Annotated in this window: 18 protein-coding genes; 7 read left to right on the top strand and 11 right to left on the bottom strand. The window is 35.5% G+C overall.

Annotated features, from left to right (window positions below):
- The first annotated feature begins 97 nt into the window (after window positions 1-97).
- Window positions 98-988: a COX15/CtaA family protein gene (locus tag GHT08_RS02890; protein WP_163579628.1), complete on the top strand. Its 891-nt coding sequence runs from the start codon at window positions 98-100 to the stop codon at window positions 986-988.
- Window positions 989-1,236: 248 nt separating this feature from the next.
- Here GHT08_RS02890 and GHT08_RS02885 read toward each other — a convergent pair whose 3' ends face one another.
- Window positions 1,237-2,430 carry an FtsW/RodA/SpoVE family cell cycle protein gene (locus tag GHT08_RS02885; RefSeq protein ID WP_163579626.1) on the bottom strand — a complete coding sequence of 398 codons (1,194 nt, stop codon included), beginning with the start codon at window positions 2,428-2,430 and terminating at the stop codon, window positions 1,237-1,239.
- A 274-nt stretch (window positions 2,431-2,704) separates the two neighbouring features.
- Window positions 2,705-2,986 carry an Fpa/YlaN family protein gene (locus GHT08_RS02880; protein ID WP_153835369.1) on the bottom strand — a complete coding sequence of 94 codons (282 nt, stop codon included), beginning with the start codon at window positions 2,984-2,986 and terminating at the stop codon, window positions 2,705-2,707.
- A gap of 174 nt (window positions 2,987-3,160) precedes the next feature.
- On the opposite strand from GHT08_RS02880, the gene GHT08_RS02875 reads away from it, so the two are divergent.
- On the top strand, window positions 3,161-3,619 hold the full coding sequence (locus tag GHT08_RS02875; RefSeq protein ID WP_163579624.1) for a hypothetical protein: 459 nt from the start codon (window positions 3,161-3,163) through the stop codon (window positions 3,617-3,619).
- A gap of 86 nt (window positions 3,620-3,705) precedes the next feature.
- Window positions 3,706-4,296, top strand: coding sequence for a YhcN/YlaJ family sporulation lipoprotein (locus tag GHT08_RS02870; protein ID WP_163579622.1), 591 nt, complete (start codon window positions 3,706-3,708; stop codon window positions 4,294-4,296).
- Between the two features lie 102 nt (window positions 4,297-4,398).
- Here the strand turns inward: GHT08_RS02870 and GHT08_RS02865 are convergent, their stop codons facing one another.
- On the bottom strand, window positions 4,399-4,653 hold the full coding sequence (locus GHT08_RS02865; RefSeq protein WP_238343489.1) for a hypothetical protein: 255 nt from the start codon (window positions 4,651-4,653) through the stop codon (window positions 4,399-4,401).
- A 642-nt stretch (window positions 4,654-5,295) separates the two neighbouring features.
- Between GHT08_RS02865 and GHT08_RS02860 the strand changes: the two genes are divergently transcribed.
- Window positions 5,296-5,502, top strand: a complete 207-nt coding sequence (locus tag GHT08_RS02860; RefSeq protein ID WP_153835366.1) for a YlaI family protein — start codon at window positions 5,296-5,298, stop codon at window positions 5,500-5,502.
- A 136-nt stretch (window positions 5,503-5,638) separates the two neighbouring features.
- Here GHT08_RS02860 and GHT08_RS02855 read toward each other — a convergent pair whose 3' ends face one another.
- Window positions 5,639-6,022 carry a YlaH-like family protein gene (locus tag GHT08_RS02855; RefSeq protein ID WP_163579618.1) on the bottom strand — a complete coding sequence of 128 codons (384 nt, stop codon included), beginning with the start codon at window positions 6,020-6,022 and terminating at the stop codon, window positions 5,639-5,641.
- Between the two features lie 124 nt (window positions 6,023-6,146).
- On the opposite strand from GHT08_RS02855, the gene GHT08_RS02850 reads away from it, so the two are divergent.
- The gene (locus GHT08_RS02850) at window positions 6,147-6,317 is read left to right on the top strand and encodes a DUF5325 family protein (RefSeq protein ID WP_163579616.1); all 171 of its coding nucleotides are present in this window, start codon (window positions 6,147-6,149) and stop codon (window positions 6,315-6,317) included.
- Between the two features lie 36 nt (window positions 6,318-6,353).
- Here the strand turns inward: GHT08_RS02850 and GHT08_RS02845 are convergent, their stop codons facing one another.
- The gene (locus tag GHT08_RS02845) at window positions 6,354-7,157 is read right to left on the bottom strand and encodes an inositol monophosphatase family protein (protein WP_163579614.1); all 804 of its coding nucleotides are present in this window, start codon (window positions 7,155-7,157) and stop codon (window positions 6,354-6,356) included.
- Between the two features lie 140 nt (window positions 7,158-7,297).
- On the opposite strand from GHT08_RS02845, the gene GHT08_RS02840 reads away from it, so the two are divergent.
- Window positions 7,298-7,918, top strand: a complete 621-nt coding sequence (locus GHT08_RS02840) for a YktB family protein (protein ID WP_163579612.1) — start codon at window positions 7,298-7,300, stop codon at window positions 7,916-7,918.
- A gap of 104 nt (window positions 7,919-8,022) precedes the next feature.
- Here the strand turns inward: GHT08_RS02840 and GHT08_RS02835 are convergent, their stop codons facing one another.
- The gene (locus tag GHT08_RS02835; protein ID WP_163579610.1) at window positions 8,023-8,292 is read right to left on the bottom strand and encodes a UPF0223 family protein; all 270 of its coding nucleotides are present in this window, start codon (window positions 8,290-8,292) and stop codon (window positions 8,023-8,025) included.
- 144 nt (window positions 8,293-8,436) lie between these two features.
- On the opposite strand from GHT08_RS02835, the gene GHT08_RS02830 reads away from it, so the two are divergent.
- Window positions 8,437-9,906, top strand: coding sequence for an aminotransferase class I/II-fold pyridoxal phosphate-dependent enzyme (locus tag GHT08_RS02830; protein ID WP_163579608.1), 1,470 nt, complete (start codon window positions 8,437-8,439; stop codon window positions 9,904-9,906).
- 65 nt (window positions 9,907-9,971) lie between these two features.
- Here the strand turns inward: GHT08_RS02830 and GHT08_RS02825 are convergent, their stop codons facing one another.
- The 5 genes from GHT08_RS02825 to GHT08_RS02805 all read right to left on the bottom strand — a co-directional run bounded on the left by GHT08_RS02825 (window position 9,972) and on the right by GHT08_RS02805 (window position 15,664).
- The gene (locus tag GHT08_RS02825) at window positions 9,972-10,889 is read right to left on the bottom strand and encodes a hypothetical protein (protein ID WP_193568275.1); all 918 of its coding nucleotides are present in this window, start codon (window positions 10,887-10,889) and stop codon (window positions 9,972-9,974) included.
- A 92-nt stretch (window positions 10,890-10,981) separates the two neighbouring features.
- A complete protein-coding gene (locus tag GHT08_RS02820; RefSeq protein WP_163579607.1) occupies window positions 10,982-11,491 on the bottom strand; it encodes a TetR/AcrR family transcriptional regulator in 510 nt (169 codons plus the stop codon).
- Window positions 11,492-11,686: 195 nt separating this feature from the next.
- Complete coding sequence (locus GHT08_RS02815) at window positions 11,687-12,595, bottom strand: polysaccharide deacetylase family protein (RefSeq protein ID WP_163579605.1); 909 nt, start codon at window positions 12,593-12,595, stop codon at window positions 11,687-11,689.
- A 359-nt stretch (window positions 12,596-12,954) separates the two neighbouring features.
- Window positions 12,955-14,364, bottom strand: coding sequence for a dihydrolipoyl dehydrogenase (gene lpdA, locus GHT08_RS02810; protein ID WP_163579603.1), 1,410 nt, complete (start codon window positions 14,362-14,364; stop codon window positions 12,955-12,957).
- Window positions 14,365-14,368: 4 nt separating this feature from the next.
- Window positions 14,369-15,664 (bottom strand): dihydrolipoamide acetyltransferase family protein, encoded by a 1,296-nt coding sequence (locus tag GHT08_RS02805; protein WP_163579601.1) that lies wholly within the window; start codon window positions 15,662-15,664, stop codon window positions 14,369-14,371.
- Window positions 15,665-15,670 lie beyond the last annotated feature (6 nt).

Below are 15,670 nucleotides of genomic sequence, written 5' to 3'. Positions count from 1 at the left end.
ACATAAATACTTTGCAAGAGATATATGTAATTTAATATAATTGCAGAAGTTTTGATGAGTCGTAATAGAATGATCTAAAGTTTATTGAGGTGTAGTAATGATGAAATTATTAAAATATTTATCGGTATTATCAACAATAGCCATGGTTGGCGTTCTAGTCGGTGGTGCATTAGTAACAAAAACAGAATCTGGAATGGGTTGTGGTGCGAACTGGCCCTTCTGTTACGGTACCTGGTCAGTAGAAATGTTCATTGAACTAAGTCATCGTATCGTTTCTTCAACTGCAGGAATTTTAGTCCTGTTGTTATCGATTATTTCTTGGCGAAAAATTGGGCATATTCGTGAAACCAAATTTTTAGCATTTATATCCATCTTTTTTCTTGTGGCACAAGGATTGATTGGAGCAGCAGCTGTTTTGTGGCCACAATCTGATTTCGTTTTAGCATTACACTTTGGAATTTCCTTAATTTCGTTTGCGGCAGTCTTACTATTAACATTGTTAATTTTCGAAGTGGATCACAAATTTGATGCAGATTCATTAGTCATTTCCTCATCTTTTCGAAAACAATTTATCTGGCTGACTATATACATAATGATAGTAGTCTATTCCGGAGCACTGGTAAGGCATATTGATTCTAGTTTAGCTTGCCCTAATTGGCCATTTTGTGATGCTAGTCAACCATTAACCTTTGATTATCATTTAGGTCAGTGGGTACAAATGGGACATCGTCTGTTAGCAGGTATCGCATTTATTTGGACATGGATATTATTTTTTAAAATCAGAAAGCATTATCGACATAGTCGTATCATGTATTACGGTTGGGGAATTGCTACTTTATTTATTACTATCCAAGTGATTTTAGGTGGGCTTGTCATTTTCACGAAAGCTAATCTTATGATTGCACTATTACATGCACTATTTATTACCCTATTTTTCGGTTTGTTATGTTACTTTTTATTATTATCCAATCGTAGCATAAAAAGGTAATAAACGAAGTGATATAATTCACTTATTTTTATATAAGAAAAGCGCAGAGCGTCCGCTTAAAAACGTAGCGGCTGGAGCTAATCAACTGAGATAAAGGAATCACTTGAAAAAGCGAACCGATGATGACTTATCGTAGGGCGATTCGTGAAGTCGCCTAGTTTTTGGGCGCTCGGAGCTAGACATCTGCGCAAATTTTATACTTTCCTTATATGTAATGAAAAAAGCAAAGCCATGATTGGCTTTGCTTTTTATGATGAATAATTTCTTCTTAATCTGCCTGTTGTTCGGGCACCTTGGAGCTTAGTCTCTTCCGTTTCAGTTGTCTCCTCATTAAATCGTTGATAATTCACATGACGAGCAATATTATTTAAAATGCCGACAGAGAATAATAACATAATTAATGATGAGCCTCCTGCACTCACAAATGGTAAAGGTACACCAGTTATCGGTAGTAATCCACTAATCGCACCTAAGTTAACTACAGCTTGTATACCAACCATGGAAGAGATTCCGATTGCTAACAGAGTGCCAAACGGATTATCACATTTCTTCGCAATAAATAATCCTCTTATGACGATAATACTCAAATTCACCAGCACAAATAATACACCGAAAAGACCAAGTTCTTCCGCAATAACTGCCATAATAAAATCACTTTCGGCTTGGGTTAAGTAGCCTAATTTCTGAATACCCTGCCCTATTCCGACACCTGACAATCCACCTGTACCAATCGCTATGTATGATTGTATAAGCTGATACCCACCCTGATCAGGGTCTTCAAAAGGTTGATAAGCTCCAGTAAATCTTGAAATTCGCACATCTGTTACCATGTGGAACCCAACCGCAATTAACAAAATCAAACCTATAAGCATTAAAATCGATAAATGTTTAAATTTAATTCCCGAACTAAATATAACCGTACATGCTATAGCAAAGACTATTGCAGCAGTACCTATATCCGGTTGTTTAATTATCAATGCTGTTAAAGCACTAGTAATAATTAACGGAGGTATCACAGCTTTGAAAAAATCATCAATGTAATTGAGTTTCTTAGTATAAATGGCAGCCAAATAAATAATTAAACCTATTTTTGCAAATTCTGCTGGCTGTACGGAAAAGGGACCAATTGCCACCCAAGATTGTGCATTATTTATTGTACTTCCGAACAGATCTACCCAGATAAGGCTAATAAACATAAAAAGAACGATCCACTTCGTTAACTTAAGATACAAAGTGTATTTAAAATAGCTAGCAAATAGAAAGAATCCCAATCCAATAAGCAAATACATAGCTTGTTTTAATGCTAAAGAATAAGCCGGATCTTCCCGCATTATTACGGATGTAACCATACTTGCACTATACACCATAACTACACCGAAACCTGCTAACAATAATGGTGATAACATCAATAAAAAGTCAAACGTTTTAGTTTTTTGTTTCATAACGATTACCTCAGAATCTTATATATTATTACTTTCATTTTATCATAATCAAGTAAGCTTTTAACATAGGACATTTTATATAAAGTTAGAATATAAACATTGGTGGAATTGACCCCTATTACTCATTAGTGAAACTTATTAGGTTATAAGCACTGTTAACTCGCTTACGTTGCATGATAGTTGAAATTAGGGTTACAGAAGACTAGCATCAGGATAAATCTGCTTTAAATACAAAAACCTTGCCTAGTCTGGCAAAGTTTTTATGTGTTAAACATTATGCTTTCTGTGATGCCTCATGTAAAACATTTAACTGTCTTTCAAGATTTTCTAATAATGCTTTTCCATCTTCTTCTCTTATTAAATGTAACCTCACAGCAAAATCTATTTCTCTAGATAAACCAAACATTTGTGTATCCAATACTTCCTCATATAAAGGGCACTGTGGCATCGTTAAGTTATCTATCTGAACTTTTATTAATTGTAAAATTTTATCCGCATCAGCCTTTAGAAGGGCATAGGCTTGCTCTTCTTTACTTAAAGCCACTTCAGGTATCAACTAAATCCCCTCCGTATTAAAACTTCTACTTTTAATATTATCGTGAAAAAGACAAAAATGCAAGATTACTACTATTATATAGTAGTAAGATAATTGCATAATGGATGTGGAATGCATTTTCCCTGATTGTTTGCTATCCTAAGAAGTAACGTAAAAATAAAGAGGTGAAGTAAAGTGATCATTCAAATTAAGGGAAAGGTGAAATACCAAATAACACTAGATCCAAGTGTATGGATTTTTGATGACAGAAAAGTAAAATTAGAAGACGCATTTACACCAACTACTGTTCCAAATGAAGATGTAATCGAATCCAACAGTAAATTAAATAAGCCACCTGTCAATCATAGTATAAAAAAGTATAATAAAAAGGAATTATTAGAACATTCCTATCTTATGCCTATTCAAGAATTCGTTGAAAATGCTGAAGTAGATAAAGAAGTATCTGAAGCAATATTAAAAACATCAGATAATAATGAACATACAATTACATATGGTGAATTATTGGAATCGTTTTTATTATTTTCTATTGACGGTAAACAAATAAAAGAAAATGGACCTGCATATTTATTTTATGGGGATGGTTCAAATCAAGATGATCCGATAAAGGGAATTAAGGTTATTGAGCTAAGATAATATATATTGTACGTCCTTTCTTCTTCTCGCAAGTATATTTTATTAATTTCAACAAAAAATATACAGAGAAGAAGGAGGGATTTTTTATGAAGTACATTTATTTATTGTGCTTTGTAGCTGTTTTGATTGGTTGTCAGCAAGATGTACAGGAGAATAAATTCGCTCAGAATTCGGATGACTTTGGACAGGTTCAAGTTAAGAACTCTGATCCATCAACAACAGATGATATGGATAATCAAGAAAAAGCACAATATTTGGCCAATTTGGCAAGTGAGGTACCGAATGTAAATGATGCATCTGCTCTAATCACAAATCGTGGTGTCATCGTCAGTATAGACGTCGATGAAGATTTAGATCGTTCACATGTAGGCTCAATCAAGTTCTCTGTTTTGGAAGCATTAGAACATGATCCATTCGGAAGAAAAGCAATTATCGTAGCTGATGCTGACTTACATGAACGAATACAAGGTATGGGGCAAAAAATCCAGGAAGGTCATCCGATTGAAGCTATTACAGAAGAACTGGCTAACATTACCGGTCGTTGGATGCCCGAATTACCTCTGAACGAAAACCAGTCGGATAACGAAGATTTAAACAAGCAAATAATGGAAGAAGATGAACAAGAACAGCTTGAAGAAATTAATGAAGAGCAGTCTAACCAACAGAAAAATCGATAAATATTAGAACTAAACGGAATAAACCGCATGAATTCGTATTTATAATATGGTTTTCATGCGGTTATTTTATTACTGTATGTCACTTCATGATCCATTCTCTTCTTACTGTCTTACTTTATTATAATAGTGAACTCCGAATTGAGACCCTTCTGCAACCATATCTGCATTTTCTAAATTATCTTTCCCTGGGTCTCCAGCTTCTTCAATTGGTAAATGAGATTCATTCATTTGCATAGCATTTTTCCATTTATTCATAAGGCTTTGTCTTTTAGACTTATCCATTAACACTAAAGATATAGAGGTAGCAATCCCAGCTGCTCCTATCATTCCTACTATACTTCTTTTACGCACCTTCATCACCCTTTCGCATTTCTTCTTACTATAGCTATACCCAGACATCATTAGTTAAAACATCTTTTTTTATACGTTAACTGATGCTATAAGAAAAGCGCAGAGCGCCCGATTAGAAACGTAGCGACTGGAACAAATTAACTGAGATAAAGGAATCACGGTGAGTTTACGAACGATGATGACTTTCACCTAAAGGCATAAGTGCGACTAAGCCTCTGGTTTCACCAATCGGCAAGTCTTCTTTATCGTAGGGCAATTCGTGAAGTCGCCTAGTTTCTGGGCGTTTGCGTAGACATCTACGCAAAATTTATACTTTCTTATCATATAAGAAAAACCGGGAAAGCCCACTCGGTCCTTTTCATTGACCAAAATAATAGTTATTTTGAGTTGGATATTGGGCGTAACAACCACTACGGCTTGCCCACTTCGCTTTCCGTGGGGCATGTCTTCAGCTAACTTTTTCGAACAAAACGATCTTCAGTTCAAATAATTCCCATAGGAGTGAAAGTGGGCGGCCTTCGCTAAGATCTGCTCTACAACATATGTCCGCGTTACCTTGTCCACCAGCAATTATGTGTAATATGAAAATTGTGAAATTTGTGTTACAATATTCAGAAATAGGTATTTGTTTATATTTGAGGTGAAACAATGCGAGTAAAATGTGTCATTTGCGATAAGATAAATAAAATAGATAATGATTGTCCTAAAGCTAAGAAATTGCGCAATCGACTAATCCACACCTATCTATGTCCTGAGTGCGATGAACGTATTGAAGAAAATACAATCAAAAGGCATAAAACTGGTAATTTTAAACTTTATCGAAAGAAAGAAGTACAAGACCAATATTTATCATGAACCACTCATCAATAAAGTGACAAGTATTTTGGTGAACATTGACAAAATGAAAGATGCTCATCAATTTTAGCTTTAACTGCAACTTAGAAGCAGATATTCATTCCATATACAGATATACAAAAGCTGAGCAATTTTTCTATTGCTCAGCTTTTTTTGTTTGATGTTGTTTTCGTTCTTGAGATAGCCTTAAACGATAAACTCCCATTACTACTGCGATAATGAATAAACTTTCTGCTAATGGAAGATTTAGACCAAATATTAATGTCAAAAAGAATGTCCCAATAATCAATAAGATATAGATAACGAGTGATTTAAGCGGCGAAAGTTTTTTGGCAAAACCAAATTTATACGCGAATATAGCGAAAATAACAACTGTTAGGTAAAGTAGCATAAATCCTCTAATTAAGGTAGCCATCTCCCCTTCGTCCGCTACATTTACTTCCCCACCTAAGTCTCTCATGAAAAAATCAGCCACTGGCCATAGATTGTCAGGTACTTGAATTACTGTTTCTCTTTGCATGTGAAACCTCCAAATTCTACATTCAAACAAATCTATTATACTTTAATCCCTTGATAAATACAATTTCTCTTAAAGATATGATATGCTAAGAATAACAACTAAACTAATTATCTGAGGTGACATAATGAATTTTCAGTTTTCCAAATTCCTTTTAGCATTATGTGTAATCCTGGCATTTTCAGCTGCCGGAGTTGGTGTAGCCCTTCGCAACATTTGGTTTATCGTCATTGCTTTTCTAGTTGGCTTTGCACTAATGGGATACGGTATATCAATAAAGAAAAAAGAAACCAGTTAAAAATACTAGCAATCCTAAGACTGCTAGTATTTAAATTTATTTAAATTCAATATATTCACCAAGTAATTGTTGCTTAATTTTACTATTGCAAGTTAATATCGTATTTTTCTCTAAGAGATTTACAGGTTTTCCGTTTGCTTGGATCGTAACCCCGCCTACTTCTTCTACCAGAATTAAGCCTGCCGCAAAATCCCATGGTGCTAATCTCATCGTTAAATAAGCGTCAACTATACCTTCTGCTACAAAGGCAAATTCTAATGCTGCAGAACCATATGACCTTGTTCCACGGCTATCTTTAATTAATTGCTGGACTTTCTTTTCATTAATCAGTTTATTCTCACAAGCTAAGGAGCTATTTAATGCTATGATACTTGTTTCTAAGTTAACCTGTTCACCTAGTGGTGGAAGCTTGTCTTGATTGCGGTAGGCACCTTCACCTTTTTTTCCACTGTACAATACATCTTCCACTACATTATAAATGAGACCTATTTCTCCAACACCTTCATGAAAAATACCAATTGAAATGGCAAAGTTTCGTTTTTGATGTACAAAATTCATCGTACCATCAATAGGGTCAATAATCCATAAGGTTCCATCTAACGATTCGACTTTATCACCATATCCTTCTTCACCAACGATAGAATGAGTAGGATATTTTTCTCTTATTTTCTCAGTAAAAAACTGCTCTGTCGAACGATCTACTGCAGTTACAAGGTCATTCGCATCTGATTTAGTATCAATTTGATATGGATCATCTATTTGATCACGAATTTGTTTACCAGCTTGATAAACCCATTTTCTTGCATCCTCAAAAATTAGTTGCCGAGTGGCTGCATCCATCAACCTTCCTCCATTCTCCTTAGGGTAATTACTATTTTAGCAAATATTCAGTTAATTTAAAAATGTATACTATTTCTTTGCAAACAAATAATAATTAATATAATATTAAAATGATACTAATTAAATAGAAGGTGAACAAAATGACATTTAAGGGATTCGAACAAAAAGATTTTAAAACATTCCAAATCGAGGGACTTGATGAAAGAATGGAAGCAATTCAAGAGCGTATTCAACCCAAGTTCAAAAGTATTTACGAAGAAATTAAAGAAGACTTAAATAAATTTGCTGGACGGGAAATGCATTTACACATTGCAAAACATGCCAGACGTACAGTTAACCCACCTAAAGATACTTGGTCAGCATATTGTCATAATAAGCGCGGATATAAGAAACATCCCCATTTTCAAGTTGGTTTATGGGACGATCATCTCTTCATCTGGTTAGCATTTATTTATGAATTACCACATAAAAGTGACATTGCTGAAAAATTCTTAAGTGAAATAGACGATATTAAAGAATCTGTCCCTGAGAACTACCATATTTCACTCGATCATATGAAGAATGAAGCCACACTCCTTTCCGAAACAGATTTACAAGAAGGACTGGAACGCTTTAAAAAAGTTAAAAAAGGTGAATTTCTAATCGGACGCAGAATTGAAGCAACTGATCCTCTTTTACAGGATGGAGACAAGCTTATCAAGACGATTAAAGAAACATTACAAACATTAGCACCTTTATATCGCTCTTCTATGGATCTTTAATTAAAACACAGCAAAGTTGCGGAAAGATATGCAGTCTTTTTAGCACCAGCATGAAGTCTTGGTGTGCTACTGTTCTATCGATATCTTTCCGCCAACATTGACTGTTACATTCTTATAATATCTTTTGAAGATAAGTCTTTTGCTTTTTTTATCACACGGAAAGGAACATATCCGGACTGTTTTTCAAATTGTTTATCTAATTGTTTTTCTTCACTTTTAGATGGGACGATTTCTTTATACCGATTATATGCTGCCACTAAATCTTGCTTTTCTACCCCTTTTTCATAAGCTTTTTCAATTAATGAAAAATAATTAACGACATCAACTATTTCCTCTGTTGACCATGTTTCATCAATAGGATAACTATAATTCATTTACAACACCTCACGTTTGGATTCGCCCGTATTTTAACATGTTCATTTTAGAAAGTATAGCGATAAAACTAGCTATTCAGCGATGGATTTGCTATAATACCATTTGCTTTATATTTCAAATGGTAAAGGAGCACTATACAAAGCATGAATCAGAATGCAACTCCACTTTTTAGTGGATTACTACAACATATAAAGAAAGACCCGAAAGCATTCCATATTCCTGGACATAAAGCTGGTAAAGGAATGGAGCCTACATTTCAAGAGTTTATCGGATACAATACACTCGCTATCGATTTAATTAATATAGAGCCTTTAGATGATTTACACCACCCGAGAGGGATAATCAAGGAAGCACAACAATTAGCAGCAAGTGCCTTCGGAGCTGATCATACCTTCTTTTCCGTACAAGGAACAAGTGGTGCAATTATGACAATGATTCTTAGTGTATGTAATCCTGGTGATAAAATTATCGTCCCAAGGAATATTCACAAATCCGTATCGTCGGCTATTATTTTTTCCGGTGCAATCCCCATATTTATTCAACCTGAATTAGACCATACATTGGGTATTTCACATGGCATAACACCAAATGCAGTGGCAAAAGCATTACAAGCACATCCAGATGCAAAGGCTGTCCTTGTTATCAATCCTACTTATTTCGGTATCGCTGCTGACTTAAAACAAATTGTAAATATTGCTCATCAATTTCATATACCAGTGTTAGTGGATGAAGCTCATGGTGTGCATATTCATTTTCATGATAAACTTCCTTTATCAGCAATGCAGGCCGGTGCAGATATGGCTGCTACCAGCGTCCACAAGCTCGGTGGATCCCTTACCCAAAGCTCTGTACTTAATGTCAAAGACGGACTGGTAAATCACGATCGCGTCCAAACCGTTATGTCAATGTTGACTACAACTTCTACATCATACATTCTCCTAGCATCATTAGATGTAGCGAGGAAGTATTTATATCAGCATGGAACGGATTTGCTAACCCAAACAATAAAATATGCTGAGTTTGCTAGAAGCGAAATTAATCAAATCCCTCATCTATATAGTCCCGGAGGGGAACTTTTAGGTACAGAAGCAACATTTGATTATGACCCGACAAAGATTATTATCTCCGTTAAAAATTTAGGGATTACAGGACATGATGCAGAAGTATGGTTAAGGGAAAACTATCAGATAGAAGTTGAATTATCGGATATGTATAACATATTATGTATTTTAACCCCTGCTGATAGCAAGGAAGATCTAAAATATATATTAAATGCTTTAAAACATTTATCTCAACATTACCAAGACGGTGCGAACCTACAAGAAATTAAAGTTTCTGTCGCAAAAATCCCTCTACTGGCAGTCAGCCCCAGAGTTGCATTTTACGCAGAATATGAGGTAATACCTTTACAAGAATCTGCTGGCAGAATTAGTGCAGAATCAATAATGGTCTATCCTCCTGGAATTCCAATATTTATTCCAGGTGAGATCATTTCCGAAGAGAACCTTGAATATATTTCCAAAAATATTAATTCAGGATTACCAGTTCAAGGGTTAGAGGATGAAACATTAGCAACAGTTCGTGTATTGAAAGAACGCGTGGCTTTTAAATAATAAAATGATTTGAACTGCCCTTTGTTTACTTGACAAGGGGCAGTTCGTTTTTTCTTTTTTTTGATCTACCTATTCTGTTGAGTAACAGTTGCTTGATCTATTGGTATATTGTTGGCGCTTTTTGGTTTCATAAAAAACACAAATGTACTTATTACTGCACCTAGCCAAATTAATAATATTACACTTGCCATGATAGGCAAAATTGTTAGCTCAAATACGGGACGGCCAAATCCAGTTTGAATACCGATAAGTAAAATCATAAGTAACCAAGCAATACTCCCTAAATGGATTAATCTATTTTTGATCTGGTCTTTAATCTGCGTGTTCTCTAAAAACCAAGCAGGTAAAGTTACTGTTTGCAATGCATGGAATCCTAGACCGTGGAGTACAATTAGATTACCTGCATCACCTGTAAGTCGGTCTTGAAGTAAAATCATCCAAATTCCAGCGACATTGGCTACAAATACAGAAAGAAAGGCATAACGAATCCCCACTAAGAGTAATGGTCTCTCATAAGGCGGTTTTATTCGAAAGAAATGAATCATTAGTATGATCGCTAAAATTACAAGTACTAAAGAAATTATCCCGAATAAAATTCCTGCAATCATATCGATTTCCGTACCTATGCGTGAAAAACGTGGATTAATTCCTCTAAAATTCTGAACGGTTTCAATGACATACCCATAAATGCTTGCCACAATAAAAAACCATCGTACTACTTTCCTTTTTCGATCACTAAATCTGGTAAGGGGTAAAATTGCAGCTATGGATAGTATAAAAATACCAAGAGCTGCATTAAAGGAAAATGCATCCTTCATATTGCCTTCCGGTAACTTAATATGCCCCTGAAAAAGAATTAAAAAGGCAATACTTAATGAAAGTATAACTCCAAATATCCCTGTAATAATAAGCCAACGTTCACCTTCAAACAGCTTTACTGACGGCTCTTTTTCAATTCGGTTAAACTTCATGAATTTTAACATGTAATGATCCCTTCTTTCGAATAGTTTTTACACCAATATTTATTTATCAATAAATAAATATTGGTGTAAAAAAGGAGGCTTATTACTCCTTTTTACATATCTTTATGGAATAATTGTGGTAAATCCAACACTTCTGCAACAGTAATGAGTAAACCAGTGCCTATAAATTGAGATGCTGTCTGTTTTGCATTCGGAATACCTGCATTTTCAAATTTTAGTGTCAAGGATTCAAAAATAGTAAGGAAAAGCTGCTTAACATGGTCACGAATCCCAGTTTCCGTAATTGCATGTGCTTGCATAACCATCAAAACCTCATCATGGTGTGTTTGAATGATTTGTTCAAACGCACACCCCATCGTTTCAATTAATTTATCAGTAGGAGCTTGAACTTCTGAAAACGTATCGTAAATTCTGGTGAAAGCACGATCAATAACCGCTTTAAATAGTTCTTCCTTATTTGTAAAAAAGTGAAATACATATGGTTGTGTCACCCCTGCAGCTTTGGCAACCATTGCAGTTGTTGCTTTATAATACCCCTTCTCCGCAAATACTGCTACAGCGTTATCAATAATGATTTCTTTTTTATCTTCCTTTGGTGTCATTTAATCATCCTTATGTAGAATATTTATTTATTACTCAATAAATAATAAAATATTTATTGAGTCGTGTCAATAGGCAAATGTTGAGCTTTGTTACTCATTCTCTTTTTCTCGAACACACAAAAAACACCATCGAGATAGTTTTTCAACTAATCGAAGGTGTTTTTAGACTTATGAAAGATGATTGGGAACGTCCGATTACTCCGGAACTTGTAATGTCATTGGATCTACGAATTCGTAGCCTTTATCTCGCAAACCTTTTACAATATCTTCTAATGCAGCTGCAGTCCATTCTCTATCATGCATTAATAAATTGGCACCAGATTTTAAGAGAGAATATGAGATATCAATTTCGGGAGCTTCACCTGAAATCATAGCTTCTTTGAGTTTTTCAGCATCCATGTATGGCTCAAAATAATCATATCCATATGTCCAATTCATGAGAAGCATGCCTTCTTCTTCAATTAATGATTTAGCATAATCAGTATTATCCCCATGTGGTGCACGGAAGAATTTTGGTTTATCCCCAATTATCTCCTCAATAAGATCATTTAACTCCATTATTTCTTGTTTTTGTGTTTCCTCGTCAACATCTGATAGTTTTTGATGATGATATGTATGGTTTCCAATTGCAAATCCCATCTCATGAATTTGACGTAATTGTTCTTTTTTTTCATCAGTTTCTAAGAAATGACCATTTACGAAGAAAATAGCTGGTGCTTCTAGTTCTTTTAATGTTTGAGCCATTTCTAAAGCATATTTTTCTGGAGCATCATCAATGGTAAGTAACACTACCTTCTCATTCGTACCATCTTCCAAAGGTACTACATTCCAGTTATCGTCGATTTTATACAATGGTTCCGTTATTTCTTGTACTGCTTCTTCTTCTATATTTTCTTCATCTTCAATCTTATTGTCTTCATTATTCTCTGTAACCGGTGGCTCTTCCTCTACTTCATTCTCTTTTTCTGTTTGATCGGTTGATGTCTCTTCTGTATTAGCTTCTTCTCCCTCAGCTACTTCATCTTCTTCATTCATGTTATCACTACATGCACCCAAAATGAGTAATATCCCTAACAGCAATGAAAAGATACTTTTTTTAACCAACGAAAATTCCTCCATTTCAAATTAATAATACAACCAGACAATGCCCACTACTTCGCAGTAGATATAAAACAGGACTTCTCTTCCAGGGATATCTCTTTCTGTTCCAAGGATACCTCTTTCTCTTCCCTGGATATCCTTTGCTGTTCCGGGGATATGCCCTTCTCTTCCCTGGATATAGTCGTTTATCCTCGGAAGAGAAGATCTTTTCCCTGGAAGAGAAGCCTATTTCCTCGGAACAGAGTCGGCGCTTCCGGGGATATCTCTTTTCCATATCTACGTTATTTCACAGTATATGGATTTTTTGCATTTTCTTTGTTTTAAAAAGGAGCCTGCCATAGCAGACTCCCTTTGTTCACTTATTATTTTACAATATGAATTGGTGTGCCAATAGCAACCTCTGCTGCTTCCATTGTGATCTCACCTAAAGTAGGGTGAGCATGAATTGTTAGAGCAAGATCTTCTGCTGTCATACCAGCTTCGATAGCAAGTCCAAGCTCAGAGATCATATCACTAGCGTTTGGACCAGCAATTTGAGCACCAATAATTAAGCCATCATCTTTACGAGTTACAAGCTTCATAAAGCCTTCAGATGCATTCAATGACAATGCACGACCATTTGCTGCAAATGGGAATTTAGATGCTTTTACATCGTAACCAGCTTCTTTTGCTTCCTCTTCAGAATAACCAACAGTAGCTAATTCTGGATCAGAGAATACAACTGCAGGGATTGCGTTATAGTCAATTACTGCATTTTCCCCAGCAATTGCTTCAGCTGCAATTTTACCTTCATAAGAAGCTTTGTGTGCAAGTGGTGGCCCTGGAACAATATCACCGATCGCATAAATGTTATCTACATTTGTACGACATTGCTCATCAATTTTGATAAGACCTTTATCTTCCATTTCAATACCAACTTGCTCTAGACCAAGTTCATCAGTGTTAGGTTTACGTCCAACTGTTACTAATACGTAATCCGCTTCAACAGTTTCTGTTTTACCCTTCACTTCATACGTAACTTTCACACCGTCTTCTGTTTCTTCTACACCTTGTGCCATTGCTTCTGTGACAATTGTAGCACCTTTAGACTTCAATTTCTTTTTAACAAGGGCACTCATTTGTTTTTCGAAACCACCTAAGATTTCGTTCATACCTTCTAAAATCGTTACTTCTGTACCAAAGTTTGCATAAGCACTACCTAATTCCGTACCAACATATCCTCCACCGATAACTACAAGTTTCTTAGGAACTTCTTTTAAGTTAAGAGCTCCAGTTGAGTCTAATACACGATCAGAGAATTTAAATGTTGGTAATTCGATTGGACGAGAGCCTGTTGCAATAATACAGTTTTTAAATGTATATGTTTGAGAGTTTTTGTCATCCATTACTTTCACTGTATTTTTATCAACAAAGTAAACTTCACCATTAACGATATCTACTTTATTTCCTTTTAATAACCCTTCAACACCGCCAGTTAGTTTTTTAACAACTGAGCCTTTCCATTCTTGTACTTTGGAAAAATCTACAGAAACATTTTCTGCTTTAATCCCTAATGACTCATCACCTTGAGCGTGATCATAACGGTGACCTGCTTCGATTAATGCTTTTGATGGGATACATCCGACGTTTAGACATACACCACCAACAGTACCTTTTTCAACTACGGTTACTTTTTGTCCAGTTTGTGCTGCGCGAATTGCTGCAACATATCCCCCTGGACCAGCACCAACTACAAGAGTATCTAATTCTACCGGAAAATCTCCTACTACCATTTGTTTACCCCTCCATCATAATTAATTGTGGGTCTTCTAACAGACGTTTAATTTGATTTAATGCTAACTGTGCTGTTGCACCATCAACAATTCTGTGGTCAAAGCTCAATGATAATGCTAGTACAGGCGCAACGACAATTTCACCGTCACGTACAACTGGTTTTTCAGCGATACGTCCAATTCCTAAGATTGCTGCCTCAGGATAGTTGATGACAGGTGTAAACCATTGTCCACCAGCTGATCCGATATTAGAAATAGTACAAGAAGCACCTTTCATTTCGTTAGGAGCAAGCTTTCCATCTCTTGCTTTTCCTGCAAGTTCATTAATTTCATTGGAAATAGCAAAAATCGATTTAGAATCTGCATTTTTCACTACAGGTACAAGTAAACCTTTCTCTGTGTCAGCTGCAATACCGATGTTGTAATAATGCTTATGAATGATTTCATCTGTATCATCATCAATAGAAGCATTTAAAATCGGATATTTAGATAATGCAGAAGTTAAAGCTTTTACTACATATGGTAAGTAAGTAAGCTTAATTTCTTGTTCTGCTGCAATTGGTTTAAATTTCTTACGGTGAGCAACCAATTCAGTCACATCAACTTCATCATGTAATGTAACGTGTGGTGCTTTATGTTTAGAATTAACCATTGCGTTCGCAATTGCTTTTCGGATTCCGCTCATCTTCTCGCGAGTTTCAGGGAATTCACCTTCAGGAACTGTTTGCGTAGTAGTTTGAGCTGGTTCTTCACTAGCTTGATCTCCAGCTGCTGCATCCGCTGCTTTTTGATCGCCATTTAAGAAGGTATCGATATCTTCTTTCAATATTCGATTATTTTTTCCAGTTCCCTGTACTTCTGCAATATTAACATTGTTATCACGTGCATATTTACGAACAGAAGGCATCGCAATTACGCGGTTGTTCGGATCTTTAGCTGCTGGCTCTTGTTTTTCTTCTTTAGCCGCACTTTCATCTTTTGTTTCTTCTTTTTTCTCTTCTTTTGGTTCATCTTTTGCTTCAGCTTTGTCACCATCATCTGCTGATCCTTCATCTTCATATCCTTCAGCATCGATAGTAATAATAGTTTCACCTACTGTCGCAACGGAACCTTCATCAAAATGTACTTCTTTAACCGTACCTTCTACTGGAGAAGGAATTTCAACAACTGCTTTATCGTTTTGTACTTCACAAATTACGTCGTCTTCTTTTATCTCTTCACCAGCTTTTACAAACCATTTTACAATTTCACCTTCATGGATACCTTCACCAATATCAGGCAATTTAAATTCAAAAGCCATTCAAAT

The organism is Gracilibacillus saliphilus (assembly GCF_010994085.1).
Classification (GTDB): Bacteria; Bacillota; Bacilli; order Bacillales; family Amphibacillaceae; genus Gracilibacillus; species Gracilibacillus lacisalsi.
This window is presented reverse-complemented; position numbering and strand designations above follow the sequence as displayed.

What these genes read in the sequence shown, in the direction of transcription:
- GHT08_RS02890 (WP_163579628.1), top strand. Translation starts at nt 98, where the DNA reads ATGATGAAATTATTAAAATATTTATCGGTATTATCAACAATAGCCATG.
- GHT08_RS02885 (WP_163579626.1), bottom strand. Translation starts at nt 2,430, where the DNA reads ATGAAACAAAAAACTAAAACGTTTGACTTTTTATTGATGTTATCACCA.
- GHT08_RS02870 (WP_163579622.1), top strand. Translation starts at nt 3,706, where the DNA reads ATGAAGTACATTTATTTATTGTGCTTTGTAGCTGTTTTGATTGGTTGT.
- GHT08_RS02865 (WP_238343489.1), bottom strand. Translation starts at nt 4,653, where the DNA reads ATGAAGGTGCGTAAAAGAAGTATAGTAGGAATGATAGGAGCAGCTGGG.
- GHT08_RS02860 (WP_153835366.1), top strand. Translation starts at nt 5,296, where the DNA reads ATGCGAGTAAAATGTGTCATTTGCGATAAGATAAATAAAATAGATAAT.
- GHT08_RS02855 (WP_163579618.1), bottom strand. Translation starts at nt 6,022, where the DNA reads ATGCAAAGAGAAACAGTAATTCAAGTACCTGACAATCTATGGCCAGTG.
- GHT08_RS02850 (WP_163579616.1), top strand. Translation starts at nt 6,147, where the DNA reads ATGAATTTTCAGTTTTCCAAATTCCTTTTAGCATTATGTGTAATCCTG.
- GHT08_RS02845 (WP_163579614.1), bottom strand. Translation starts at nt 7,157, where the DNA reads ATGGATGCAGCCACTCGGCAACTAATTTTTGAGGATGCAAGAAAATGG.
- GHT08_RS02840 (WP_163579612.1), top strand. Translation starts at nt 7,298, where the DNA reads ATGACATTTAAGGGATTCGAACAAAAAGATTTTAAAACATTCCAAATC.
- GHT08_RS02835 (WP_163579610.1), bottom strand. Translation starts at nt 8,292, where the DNA reads ATGAATTATAGTTATCCTATTGATGAAACATGGTCAACAGAGGAAATA.
- GHT08_RS02830 (WP_163579608.1), top strand. Translation starts at nt 8,437, where the DNA reads ATGAATCAGAATGCAACTCCACTTTTTAGTGGATTACTACAACATATA.
- GHT08_RS02825 (WP_193568275.1), bottom strand. Translation starts at nt 10,889, where the DNA reads ATGTTAAAATTCATGAAGTTTAACCGAATTGAAAAAGAGCCGTCAGTA.
- GHT08_RS02820 (WP_163579607.1), bottom strand. Translation starts at nt 11,491, where the DNA reads ATGACACCAAAGGAAGATAAAAAAGAAATCATTATTGATAACGCTGTA.
- lpdA (WP_163579603.1), bottom strand. Translation starts at nt 14,364, where the DNA reads ATGGTAGTAGGAGATTTTCCGGTAGAATTAGATACTCTTGTAGTTGGT.
- GHT08_RS02805 (WP_163579601.1), bottom strand. Translation starts at nt 15,664, where the DNA reads ATGGCTTTTGAATTTAAATTGCCTGATATTGGTGAAGGTATCCATGAA.